Annotated in this window: 14 protein-coding genes and 1 riboswitch; all 14 genes read left to right on the plus strand. The window is 33.7% G+C overall.

Annotated features, from left to right (window positions below; all coding sequences use genetic code 11):
- Positions 1-26 precede the first annotated feature (26 nt).
- Positions 27-746, plus strand: a complete 720-nt coding sequence (locus CN601_RS17780) for a YjjG family noncanonical pyrimidine nucleotidase (RefSeq protein WP_098118788.1) — start codon at positions 27-29, stop codon at positions 744-746.
- 348 nt (positions 747-1,094) lie between these two features.
- Entirely contained in the window at positions 1,095-2,591 is a 1,497-nt protein-coding gene (locus CN601_RS17785) for an FTR1 family iron permease (protein ID WP_098171811.1), read from the plus strand.
- Positions 2,581-2,955, plus strand: a complete 375-nt coding sequence (locus CN601_RS17790) for a DUF4363 family protein (protein ID WP_098171812.1) — start codon at positions 2,581-2,583, stop codon at positions 2,953-2,955. Before CN601_RS17785 ends, CN601_RS17790 begins: the two co-directional genes overlap by 11 nt.
- 227 nt (positions 2,956-3,182) lie before the next feature.
- Complete coding sequence (locus CN601_RS17795) at positions 3,183-3,413, plus strand: FeoA family protein (protein WP_098118785.1); 231 nt, start codon at positions 3,183-3,185, stop codon at positions 3,411-3,413.
- Positions 3,407-5,407, plus strand: coding sequence for a ferrous iron transport protein B (feoB, locus tag CN601_RS17800; protein WP_098171813.1), 2,001 nt, complete (start codon positions 3,407-3,409; stop codon positions 5,405-5,407). Before CN601_RS17795 ends, feoB begins: the two co-directional genes overlap by 7 nt.
- An 18-nt stretch (positions 5,408-5,425) precedes the next feature.
- Positions 5,426-5,581, plus strand: coding sequence for a FeoB-associated Cys-rich membrane protein (locus tag CN601_RS17805; RefSeq protein ID WP_098118783.1), 156 nt, complete (start codon positions 5,426-5,428; stop codon positions 5,579-5,581).
- Between the two features lie 104 nt (positions 5,582-5,685).
- Positions 5,686-5,797: riboswitch (TPP riboswitch) on the plus strand.
- Between the two features lie 135 nt (positions 5,798-5,932).
- Positions 5,933-6,739, plus strand: a complete 807-nt coding sequence (thiD, locus tag CN601_RS17810) for a bifunctional hydroxymethylpyrimidine kinase/phosphomethylpyrimidine kinase (protein WP_098118782.1) — start codon at positions 5,933-5,935, stop codon at positions 6,737-6,739.
- Complete coding sequence (gene cytX / locus CN601_RS17815) at positions 6,732-7,970, plus strand: putative hydroxymethylpyrimidine transporter CytX (RefSeq protein WP_098171814.1); 1,239 nt, start codon at positions 6,732-6,734, stop codon at positions 7,968-7,970. The genes thiD and cytX overlap by 8 nt, the downstream gene beginning before the upstream one ends.
- A complete protein-coding gene (gene thiM, locus CN601_RS17820) occupies positions 7,954-8,766 on the plus strand; it encodes a hydroxyethylthiazole kinase (RefSeq protein ID WP_098118780.1) in 813 nt (270 codons plus the stop codon). The genes cytX and thiM overlap by 17 nt, the downstream gene beginning before the upstream one ends.
- Positions 8,757-9,392 (plus strand): thiamine phosphate synthase, encoded by a 636-nt coding sequence (thiE, locus tag CN601_RS17825; protein WP_098171815.1) that lies wholly within the window; start codon positions 8,757-8,759, stop codon positions 9,390-9,392. The genes thiM and thiE overlap by 10 nt, the downstream gene beginning before the upstream one ends.
- 304 nt (positions 9,393-9,696) lie before the next feature.
- Positions 9,697-10,311, plus strand: a complete 615-nt coding sequence (locus CN601_RS17830) for a VC0807 family protein (RefSeq protein ID WP_098171816.1) — start codon at positions 9,697-9,699, stop codon at positions 10,309-10,311.
- A 20-nt stretch (positions 10,312-10,331) separates the two neighbouring features.
- Positions 10,332-10,841: a GNAT family N-acetyltransferase gene (locus CN601_RS17835; RefSeq protein ID WP_098171817.1), complete on the plus strand. Its 510-nt coding sequence runs from the start codon at positions 10,332-10,334 to the stop codon at positions 10,839-10,841.
- Positions 10,842-10,888: 47 nt separating this feature from the next.
- Positions 10,889-11,479 carry a TetR/AcrR family transcriptional regulator gene (locus CN601_RS17840; protein WP_098171818.1) on the plus strand — a complete coding sequence of 197 codons (591 nt, stop codon included), beginning with the start codon at positions 10,889-10,891 and terminating at the stop codon, positions 11,477-11,479.
- 110 nt (positions 11,480-11,589) lie between these two features.
- A complete protein-coding gene (locus tag CN601_RS17845; protein ID WP_098171819.1) occupies positions 11,590-12,570 on the plus strand; it encodes a quinone oxidoreductase family protein in 981 nt (326 codons plus the stop codon).
- Positions 12,571-12,867 lie beyond the last annotated feature (297 nt).

A 12,867-nucleotide genomic window follows, 5' to 3' on the forward strand; every position in this document is an offset into this window, starting at 1 on the left:
AATATAATAGGGATGGGGAAAATGTTATGAAAACTTACAAGACATTATTATTAGATGTAGATGATACATTATTAGATTTTGGCGCAGCAGAAAAAGTAGCATTACAATCTCTATTTAAAGATCAAAATATACCGTTAACGACTGAAATTACGTCGAGATATAAGGAAATTAACCATGGACTTTGGAAGGCTTTTGAAGAGGGGAAAATAAGTCGCGATGACATATTAAATACCCGATTTTCAACTTTATTTAAAGAGTTCGGTATCGATGTAGACGGTTTAATGCTAGAACAGACTTTTCAAAATTACTTAGGAGAAGGCAATCAATTAATTGAAGGGGCTTTCGAATTACTTTCAAATCTTCAGGATCATTTTGATTTGTATATTGTGACAAATGGCGTTTCAAAGACACAATACAAAAGATTAAATGCTGCTAGGGTTTATCCATTCTTTAAAGATATTTTTGTTTCTGAGGACACTGGCTATCAAAAACCAATGAAAGAGTACTTTGATTATGTATTTGCTCGAATTCCAAATATCGAGTTGGATAAGACTTTGATCATTGGAGATTCGTTCAGTGCGGATATTACTGGTGGAGTCGGAGCGGGAATAGATACTTGCTGGGTTAATTCAAAAGCACTATCAAATGATACAGATCTAATCCCTACTTATGAAATACAAAAACTTGATGAGTTATACAAAATTTTAAATATTGAACAAAAGATTTTGGTTGGTTCATCTAACTAAAAATTTTAAAAAAGAGACTGCCTCATAAGNNCTTATGAGGCAGTCTCTTTTGGATGCGTTATAAGTAAAAATTGCTTGGAAACAAAGTTACCCATATACTGCCATCTCAATAGAAGATTGGCCATATTAGAAAGTATGAATTTAAAAATGAAGGGATGTCTTTTGAAGCTCTTAGTTAGCATAGACATTAAAAGCTGAAGAAAAAGTTCCTCAGTTTTTTTAATTTACTCGAATGTTGATATTAACATTAAAAATAGTTAATAAAAATATAATTGACTGTGATATGAAATACCTTTATTATCAAGATGTGATAATGATTATCATTTTTACTTAAGGGGAAAATCAACCATGAAGCAAACACTTATCAAAGTAACTTTAACAGTTTTACTTTTACTTGTTTTACCGTTTAAAACCTTTGCAGCTAGCCCTGAAGAGGATTTAACCACTGCAAATACTTTTGTAGAAAATGCAATCCAAGCTGCACAAAAAGGGGATTTTAAGTCTGCCGAGCAGGAATATAAAAAATTCAACGATGATTGGCTTGATAAAGAGGATGGTATAAAAAATAAATCGATTGATGCATATGGCAAAATCGAGGAAGCTATGGGAATGGTTCAGTATAACCTAGCACAAAAAACAGTGAATCAAAATGCACTTATTACTGCACTTAAAGAATTGGAAGTTGTAAATGAAAAGTTTATTTCTCATCAGTTTGCTAGTTCAAAATTAAGTTCAAAAAGTACAGGTAGTGTTGAAGATTTAATTGAAATATTAAACAAAGCATTAGCAGATTTAAAAGATAATAATGTATCAGGAGCAACTTCAGAAATTAATCAATTTAGAAAATCTTGGATTAATATTGAAGGTGTAGTATTAACTCAATCACAAAAAGTTTACACTGACTCTGAAAGAGATATGGTTACATCTTATGCAATGTTAACTGCTAAAACGCCAGATGTGAAAGCGGCTACAAAAACAATTACAGATATGCGTGATTATCTATTACCTTTAGCTTCTAAAACTAGTTATACAATGTTAGATGCTATTACAATCCTACTTCGAGAAGGTTTAGAAGCGTTACTAGTAGTTGTAGCATTATTAGGTTTTATTAAAAAGTCTGGTCAAGAAAAGAAAAGTAAGTGGATCTGGTTTGGTGTTGGTGGTGGTTTAGGCGTCAGTATTATACTAGGTGTTATTGTAAATATCTTATTCTCAGCAGGTGCTTTTGGAAGTAACAACTTCTTAATTGCAGGTTGGACTGGAGTATTTGCGGCTGTCATGCTTTTATATATGAGTTATTGGTTACATAGCAAATCTAATACGAAGCAATGGCAACAATATATTAAAACTAAAAGTGATAAAGCATTAAATACTGGTAGCCTATTATCTTTAGCTATTCTTGCGTTTTTAGCGGTGTTTCGCGAAGGAACTGAAACAGTATTATTCTTTATTGGAATGGCATCATCAATTAAACTATCATCTTTATTAATAGGAATTGCGTTAGGGTTTGCTATTTTAGCAATACTGAGCTTCTTAATATTAAAGGTTGGCTTAAAGATTCCAATGAGACCATTTTTCCTAGTTTCAAGTATCTTAATGTTCTACTTATGTTTTAAATTTGCGGGTATGGGTATTCACGGTTTACAACTTTCAGGATTACTTCCTGCTACCCAAGCTCCTATTCCAACAATAGATTTCTTTGCAATCTATTCTACTTGGGAGAGCTTTGTACCACAGATGTTCTTGTTACTAATAGCTTGTATAACTGTTATTTATAATAGATTCTCGAATAAAAATAATAAAAAAAGTAGTAAAAATTCGGAGGGAACGAAAAATGTTATCTAATAAAAAATTGATCGCGGCAATGGCTCTAGGACTATCTTTAACTTTATCTGCATGTGGAACGAACACAGACAATGCAATTAAATCAGGATCTGACGATATGATCAAAACGATTTCTGAACTAAAAACACAGGTTTCGAATAAGGATGAAGCAAAAGCAAAAGAAAGCGGAGAAGCGCTTGAGAAATCATGGGAAAAATTCGAAGACTCAGTAAAAGATAAAGACAAAGCATTGTATGGAAAAGTTGAAACTCCACTTCATATTATTGAAGCGGGAGTAAAAGTTTCACCACTTGATGCAGATACATTAAACCAAGCTGGTGATGAATTAAAGAGCGTGTTAAAAGAAGTTAAAGATTTAAAATAATATAAAAGAGAGAACTGATAATTGTCGGTTTTATGAAAAACTTACAAAGAATTTTCTTTGTAGGTTTTTTTATTTTCATTTCTCGTTTGGAAACTTTTTCTAATGTAAACCTTTTCTAATAGTTGCATAGACAAATTATAATTCTTAATTTAAAATAAAGTTAGTTGATAAGGATTATCATTCTTAAGTATTTTAGATAAAATAGTTTTGATTCGGGGGAATCATTCATGTTACTTTCAGAATTAAAAAAGGGCGAAAAAGCAAAAATTACAGACTTGTCATCACTTGGTGAGGCAGTGAAGAGACGTCTTTTAGATCTTGGAATAAGTGAAGGGGCTATGGTCTGCTTACAATGTACAATGCCGTTCAAAGGGCCTTGTATGATTGAAAATTGCGGACAATCACTTGGTATTCGATTTAATGATGCATCTGGGATAAAGGTAGAAAAAATATGTTAAATATAGCACTTATTGGAAATCCAAATACAGGAAAAACTTCTCTATTTAATAATTTAACAGGTACATACCAATACGTAGGAAATTGGAGTGGGGTTACTGTTGAAAAAAAGGTAGGGACTATAAAAAATAAACTTGGAAATTTAATTGATTTACCAGGTATTTATTCTCTAAGCCCTCTTTCAAAGGATGAGGCCGTTGTTTCACATTTTTTTGTAAATGAAACATTTGATGGGATGATAAATATAGTTGACGCTGCTCAATTAGAGAGAAATTTAATGCTAACTCTTCAACTTCTAGAGTTTAATAAATCAATGATTATTGGTCTAAATATGGTTGACGTTGCTAAAAGGAGAGGGATTTCAATTGATCCTTCTAGTATCTCAAAGATATTAAAAGTACCAGTTATTCCAATTGATGCTAGATCGGGTAAGGGAACAGACGAAGTAAATGAAATACTAGCGACTATTCCTCAAGCCGAAGTTGAGTTTGAAATTGATTATGGAAAAATTATTGAAGATGGTATTAAAAATATTATGACGCTATTACCTTCAACCTTAACTATTCCTAAAAGATGGACTGCAATACAAATTCTAGAGGGTAATAAAGAAGTAATAGAATTTATATCTTCATCTTACGATTTTAGTAAAATTGGCGAAATCATTAAATTAACAGAGGAACAATTAAGTAGTGAACATGGTGTAGCACCTTCTAAGTGGATTTATTCAGCAAGAAAAGAAGTGATATCACAGTTAATTGGTAAATCTGTAGAGAAAGAATCGAATGAAGCAGTTACATTAACTGATCGGATCGATCGATTTGTAACACATCCAATTTTGGGTATTCCTATTTTCTTAGCGACGATGTTTTTAATGTTTAAGCTTACTTTTGATTGGTTAGGGTTACCATTATCTGACGCATTAGATGGGTTTTTATCAGGACCTGTGACAGACTGGCTTACAAACGGCTTAAATGTAATTCATGCATCTGGTTTTATAAAAGCAGTTATTCTTGATGGTATTGTTGCTGGTGTTGGTGGAGTTTTAGTCTTTGTTCCACAAATTTTTATTTTGTTTTTACTAATTTCATTCCTTGAAGATTTTGGATATATGTCTCGTGCGGCTTTAGTAATGGATCGTTCGATGGAAATGGTTGGTTTAACCGGAAAAGCATTTATTCCAATGATTATTGGATTTGGTTGTAATGTACCTGGAGTAATGGCTGCCAGAACAATTGAACAGCCTAGAGAGAGACTGCTCACGATTTTGTTAACACCATTAATGTCTTGTTCGGCGCGTTTACCGGTATATGCACTATTCGTTGGAGCGTTTTTCGCGAAAAATCAAGCAATAGTTGTATTTTCACTGTATATACTTGGAATAGTAGTTGCATTAATATTAGCTAAGGTTTTTTCATCTACTATATTAAAGGGTGAGTTTTCATTATTTGTCGTAGAACTCCCACCGTACCGTATGCCACAAGGTAAAGCTTTGTTTAGAAGCACTTGGGATAAAGGTAAAGGGTTTATTCGAAAAGCTGGTACGTTTATTTTTGGTGGTTCTGTAGTAATTTGGTTATTATCTTATATGGGACCAAGTGGTTTCGGTGTTTCTATGGATGATAGCTTTTTAGCAATGATTGGGGGCATCTTAACTCCAATACTTGCACCTTTAGGATTTGGAACATGGCAAGCGGGTGCTTCTTTACTAACGGGATTTTTAGCTAAAGAAGTTGTTGTATCTGCTATGAATATTATTTATCACGTGCCAAATGCGAATTCTTTACAAGGAATATTGGCAACGCAGTTTTCTGCACTTTCTGCTTTTAGCTTTATGGTTTTTGTCTTATTGTATGTACCATGTCTTGCAACTGTTGCGACAATTCGTAAAGAGACAGGTTCAGCTAAATGGACGTATTTCTCAGTTGGTTATGCATTAGTTATTGCCTATATATTAGCGCTAATTATCTATCAAGTTGGAAGACTCTTAGGCTATTAGAGAAAGGGGTATCTACTTATGGTTGTCAATATTTTAATAGGAGCTCTTATTTTTGGATATGCAGGGTGGACACTTTTACGATATGTAAAGAAAACAAAAAAAGGTAAATGTGGCTCTTGTTCAATCGCAAAAACTTGTAGTTCAAATTGTGATACAGCTAATTATTCAAAATAATAGTAGAGTGTTCTTTAAAGATAAAATTTAAAGTAAACTGGTCTAAATACTTGAATAAAGTATAAGTATTAATTAAGATGATAAAGTAATTAATTTAAATAATTGAATAGTACTAGGGGTGCCGTAAATGGTCGGCTGAGATTGAGACACGAATAGTCTTTGACCCTTTAACCTGATCTGGATAATGCCAGCGTAGGAAAGTGAACGGTAGAATACATTTTTGTATTCATAACATTGATTTGTTCGAGCACAAGTCCTTATGGGATTTGTGCTTTTTTGTATTTAAAATCAAGTTTCATCTTCTATCTGTAAGATCAAAAGAGTTCTATTCATTAAATAGGGGGAAGAACATTGAAGAAAGTATTAACAATAGCCGGATCTGATTCAAGTGGTGGTGCTGGAATTCAAGCAGATTTAAAGACGTTTTCAGCTCATGGTGTTTTTGGAATGAGTGTAATAACAGCAGTAACTGCTCAAAATACGCAAGGAGTTTTTGCGGTTCAAGATATGACACCAGAGATTATTGCGAGTCAATTAGATGCAATATTTACGGATATCGAAGTAGATGCAGTAAAAATTGGTATGGTATCACAAATCGATACGATTAAAGTGATAGCTGAAAAACTAAAGCAATATAAACCAAAGCATATTGTAGTTGATCCAGTTATGGTTTCTAAGAGCGGATTTGACTTATTAAGTCCAGATGCTAAGGAAGCTTTAATTCAAGAATTGATTCCGTTAGCAACTGTTATCACACCGAATCTTCCTGAGGCAGAAGTTATTACTGGAAGAAAAATTACGACGATTGAAGAAATGAAAGAAGCTGCTATACAAATTCATTCATTAGGTGCAAAAAATGTCCTTGTAAAAGGTGGACATCTAGAAGGTGAAGCAACGGATATTTGCTTTAATGGTGAGGAGTTTACTAGTTTTAATAGCGTTAGAATCAATACAATTAATACCCATGGTACTGGATGTACTTTATCTTCAGCAATTACATCTAATTTAGCAAATGAACTTGAATTAAATGAGGCAATTAGAGAAGCAAAAAACTATATAACATTAGCGATTCAACATTCCTTCTCAATCGGAAAAGGGGTAGGTCCTGTCCATCACTTCTACTCATTGTATGAAAAGGCAGGAGTTCAACATGTCTAATCAAAATGCAAAAATGACAAAGTGGAATTTTACGACGCTTTGGTTTGGTGCTGCGGTATCAGTAGCGGAAATCATGACGGGGGCATTAGTGGCTCCATTAGGTTTTACTAAAGGTTTAACTGCTATTTTAGTAGGACATTTAATAGGAACACTTTTACTTGTTTTAGGTGGTGTAATTGGGTCTCAGCAAAGATTATCTGCAATGGAATCTACAAAAATTTCATTTGGTAGCTATGGTAGTTACTTGTTTTCAATTTTAAATGTATTACAGTTGCTTGGCTGGACGGCCATTATGATCTTAACAGGAGCTCGTTCAATCAATATCGTTACAAAAAATGACTATCATTTTAATCACCTTTGGGTTTGGTGTTTAGTAATCGGAGTGCTAATAGCAATCTGGTTGTACTTTGGACAAAATGCTTCAAAAAAACTTAATAGTATAGCAGTTTGTTTACTATTCGTTTTAACGATTGTATTATGCTTTGTTATTTTTAAAAGCGATAATATTCTTACTCAACCAAGTACATCAGGATTATCTTTTGGCGAAGCAGTTGAATTATCAGTCATTATGCCATTATCGTGGATCCCATTAATTAGTGACTATACTCGATTCGCGAAAACTACAAAAGACGGGGCAATTGGTAGTTTCATAGGTTATATGTTTGGAAGTTCATGGATGTATATTATTGGACTAGGGGCAGCGTTAGCATTTAATGAAGTAGATCCAGTAGCTGTTTTAATGAGTGCAAATTTAGGCCTATTCGCAGTTGGTATCGTTGTTTTAGCGACTGTTACAACAACTTTCATGGATGCTTATTCAGCTGGGATATCAGTTACAACCATTTTTCCAAAACTAAATGGAAAACATATAGCGCTGATCGTTACGGCAATCGGAACAATATTAGCGGTGATTTTCCCAATTGAAAAATATGAAGGATTCTTATATACAATTGGGTCATTCTTTGCACCGTTGTACGCAATTTTATTAACAGATTACTTTATTCTAAAAAGAACAAGTATAAGTAAATCCTTAAAAATTGACTGGTTAGCGTTTATTACATGGATTTTAGGAGTTTTCATTTATCGCAAGTTTGTTCAATTAGATTTATTCCTTGGGGCTACCGTTCCGAGTATGATTTTAATTTGTGTTATTTATATTGTCGTTCAATTTATATTAAATAAACTTATTCGAAAGCAAATAGGGGGAGAAAAAAATGTTAACTATGAATGAAATGAGTCAATTAATTGCAAGTGTAAAAGAGAAAAAGCCTTTAGTTCATCATATTACGAATTATGTAACGGTAAATGACTGTGCAAACATGGTATTAGCACTAGGTGGGTCACCAGTTATGGCAGATGATTTAGCCGAAGTAGAGGAAATGGTATCATTTGCTTCAGCTCTTGTTATTAATATCGGTACGTTAAATGAGAGAACTATCCAATCAATGATTCAAGCAGGTAAAAAAGCTAATCAATTAGGTGTACCTGTTATTTTGGATCCTGTAGGAGTTGGGGCAACGACTCTACGCACAGAAACAACTGCAAGATTATTGAAAGAAGTACGTTTTGCTGTAGTACGTGGAAATATGTCAGAAATTAAAATGATTGCCGGCTTAAACGTTCAAATTAAAGGTGTAGACTCTGTAGCTGATGAAGAAGATGGTGTCGAAATTGCAAAATCACTTTCAGCGAAATTAGGATCAGTAGTAGCAATCACGGGTGCAGTGGATGTTGTTGCAGAACAGGACCGAGTATGCACAATATCAAATGGAGATAAAATGCTAGCCGATGTAACTGGTACTGGATGTATGACTACATCATTAATCGGAACTTATGCTGGTACAACAAATGATTATTTCCTTGCAGCGGTATCGGGTATCACTACAATGGGTCTTTGCGGGGAACTTGCTAAGGCTCGTTTAACTGAAGAACAAGCTATCGGTACATTTAGAGTAAATTTATTTGACGAAGTATCTAAAGTTTCAGTTGATACACTTCTAACAGGAGGTAAAATCGAATGGCTATAACAAAAAACAAAATCGATTATAAGCTTTACTTAGTAACTGACCGTGATGTACTAGGTTCAAGAGACCTTGTTCAATCTGTTGAGGAAGCAATTCAAGGCGGAACAACAATCGTTCAAATAAGAGAAAAGAACTGTAGCAGTCTGGATTTCTATCAAGTTGCTATGCAAGTAAAAGAAGTTACTTCAAAATATAATGTACCATTGATTATAAATGATCGCTTAGATATCGCATTGTCAATTAAAGCTGATGGCCTGCATATCGGCCAAGAAGATTTACCTTTAACAGTGGCTAGAAAAATTGTTGGCGAAGACATGATTATCGGTGTATCTGCATCAACATTAGAAGAAGCAATGATTGCACAGGAACAAGGTGCAGACTATGTAGGTATTGGTTCAATGTATCCAACTAGTACAAAACTAGATGCAAAGTACTTAACACTTGATGAACTACGAAGAATACGCGAGGCAGTAAAGATTCCAATCGTAGGCATCGGTGGTATTAATGAAGAAAACGTTTCTGAATTAATGGAATCAAAAATTGATGGTGTTGCAATTGTTTCCGCGATTTTAGGGAAAGAAGATATTAAATCTGCTGCTAAGCATTTAAGTGTGCTGGTTAATAAATAGTAAATTACTAGGGTGTCTATTTCATCGTTATTTGATGGATAGATGCCTTTTTTTGTTTTTTCAAAGTTAAATGATTTGTAAGATGGAAAAATTCATAAAGATTCTAAGTTTAGTAAAAAAAATTGCATTAGGAGCCTATTCTCAAAAAAATATTATTTTTCATTAACATACCGACGGTCGGTACATAATATACTCTTATAAAAAAACAAACCAACAGTCGGTCTTTCTAAAATAGCTAAAAAAAATAAAACATCATTCGTACCAATATTCTCTATATAAAAAATAAGTTTAAAGGGATGATTTTATGTCTAAAAGAATGTATGTCATTTTCACATTAGTAATTAACGGTATTTTACCTTGGGTTATTTATGTTGTGTTATCAGATTATATGAGCAGTATTTTAGCTCTTTCAATTGCCACTTTAATTCCTTTAGTTGATAATGTAGTTCATTTATGGAAGCATAAAAGGCTCGATGCTTTTGGAGGGTTAATGCTTTTTTCACTTATTCTAACTCTTTTTTTAGTCTTTCTAGGTGGTAGTGAAAAGGTTTTGCTTGTAAGAGAATCATTAATTACGGCTTCGGTCGGAATAATCTTTTTAGTATCTCTATTATTTAAACGACCTATCATGTTTTATTTAGGAATGCGATTTATCCAAAATAATCGTTTTGCTGAAAACTGGAATATTAAATATTTTCGTTTTGTTATGCGATTAATGACGCTTGTATGGGGAATTATGCTGTTATCTGAAGCAGTCGTGCGAGTCATTATGGTTTATGATCTATCAACGGAAAGATATCTACTTTTCTCAAATTATGTCCTTTACGGATTTATAGGTGCTGCAATTTTATGGACTGTTATGTATAGAAGAAAGTCGGCAAAAAAGCTTCAAGAAATTAAATTACAGATTACTAAGTAATCTTGATAAGGAGAGTTAAGATGGACATTATTCCAATTCAAAAGAATTATCAAAAAGACGTTTTGAATCTGTATAAAACCGTGACGAAGCATTTGCGCAGCAATCAAAATGATCAATGGGATCTATTTTACCCAAATCTGTTTGTTATCCAAGATGATATTACTAATCAAAATATATATGGAATAATAGACAATCATGTCGTAATTGGAACTGTTGTACTCGATGAATTACAAAGTGAAAAATATGAACAAATAGATTGGGATGACAAAAATGGAAACCCAGCTTGCATACACCGACTTGCGGTACGCCCTAATTACCAGGGCAGGGGAATCGGAAAATTACTTTTAGAGTACGTGGAACAATTGGCAATACAAAGAGGCTATACAAGTATTAGATTGGATGTCTATTCTACAAATGACGAAGCAGTGGGGCTGTATACAAAGTATGGGTATGTTAAAAGAGGGACTATAGAGTTTCCATTACGAAAGAATCACTACTATTGTATGGAAAAACAACTAAATAATAATTAATTTAATAGATTGGTATCATCATTAATTGTTTTGCATAGGAGGTAAACATGAAAGAAAATTCGCAGCTAAATTCAAGTTTTCAATTGATCTTATCAATTACAGAAAAGCTCATCGAAGAAAAAGGCTGTAGAAAAACAACAATGCAGGATATTATTGATCGAACAGGACTTTCTAAAGGTGCCATTTATCATTATGTTACTGGAAAAGATGAATTGTTTGGACTGATTATGAAAGCGCGTATTGGGCAAGTCGATACAAAATTTTTGGAAGTCGTATCACAGAAAGAAACAATAGGAATTAATGACCCACTGAAAGTAGTTGCCAGTGGCGTGGCTAAACACTCTACGGAACAGGATGTAACGACTAAAATTTTTATTTATTTACTAAGTCGCGTGGATAATCAGAAGGTTGAAGAAATCCTAAAGGATGTCTATTTGCATAGTCTAGCTACGTCAACAAAATGGATCAAAGTAGGGCAGGAAGAGGGTGCGATTCCTTTATCAGTTGATGCAGAAAAAATGGCTAATTTATTTCTAACGTTTATGTATGGTTTACGGGTTCAAAATACAATGAACAAGGAAAATTCTAAAATAAATATGAGCGATATATTCGAGATGATGTTCAGAACTTTACAATAGCAATGAAATTAATAAGCCTGACTTATTGGAAGTCATAATAAATTGTTATTTTCCGAGACTTCATTCTTACAGATAAAATAAAAGTAGTGATCATAAGTGAGGTGGAGATTGTGAAAGCAGTTGTTGTGACAGAGTTCGGAACTCCAGATGTATTAAAGTTTGTTGATCTTGAATTACCAAAAATTAGCTCTAATCAAGTGTTAATTAAAGTAGAAAAAGCCAGTGTGAATTTTGCAGATGTAAAAGCAAGATATGGAAAAAAAGGTAAAGGAAAGTTCCCATTTATCCCTGGCCTAGATGCCGCTGGAACTATTGAAGCTGTTGGAGCTGATGTGAAACAATTTAAAGTTGGTCAAAGAGTTGCTGCTTTTCCAATTGGCGGTTCATACGCTGAATATGTAGTTGCAAATGAAAATCTAACGTTCCTGTTACCTGAAACAGTTGGATTTGATATAGCTGCAGCATGTCCTACCGTTTCGTTTCTTTCATATAAGTTGTTAGCTGATTTAGCGAGAATTGAAAAAGGAGAAACTGTTCTAATTCATTCTGCTGCTGGCGGTGTAGGTACGACTGCTATTCAAATAGCAAAGATATTAGGGGCCGGTAAAGTTATCGGTACAGTGGGAAGTCAACAGAAAATAGAGTATGCTCTAAATGCTGGGGCAGATCATGTGATTTGCTATGAAAAAGAAAACTTTGCAGAGAAAGTAAATGAGTTAACGGACGGAATAGGGGCCAATATCATATTAGATTCGGTCGCTGGTAGAATTTCAGAACAAAGCATAGATTGCTTAGCGAAATACGGACGCCTTGTTCACTTCGGCAATTCAAGCGGAGAAGTTGGTCATTTTAAAACAAGTGAGTTACATTCGAGCTGTCGATCAGTCCTTGGTTTTAGTTTAGGGACAACAAGGAAAGAAAGACCAGAAATCTTGAAGGAAACAGCGGAACAAGTATTTAAATATATCAATGAAGGACTTTTAAACATCAAAATCGGGCACCATTTTTGGTTAGAAGATGCTGCTAGTGCTCATAGATTAATAGAAAGTAGACAAAGCACTGGGAAGATTTTATTGGATATTAATAATTGATGATGTGGGGCGTACCTCTGTGATTGGGGGTATGCCTTTTTTGTTTTTCTATTAATGCTGTGTAGTTTGAACATAGAAAAGGGATATCCCGAAGGACCTTTGTCGTTTTTTATAGATAATTTGCAGTCTTATAGCGGTTATTTAGTTGATTTATCTAAGGTTAGAGCAATTTTGATGGTTTTCTATTTAAATGGAGTAACGATTGTCCAATATTTAGTGTGAATACCATAACCGGTATGGGTAATATTTTATCTTATTTGCAGTTTCACTGATTTTAATTGCAGTTTTAGCCATTTT

It is taken from the genome of Bacillus sp. AFS017336, assembly GCF_002555445.1.
Lineage (GTDB): Bacteria > Bacillota > Bacilli > Bacillales > Bacillaceae_G > Gottfriedia.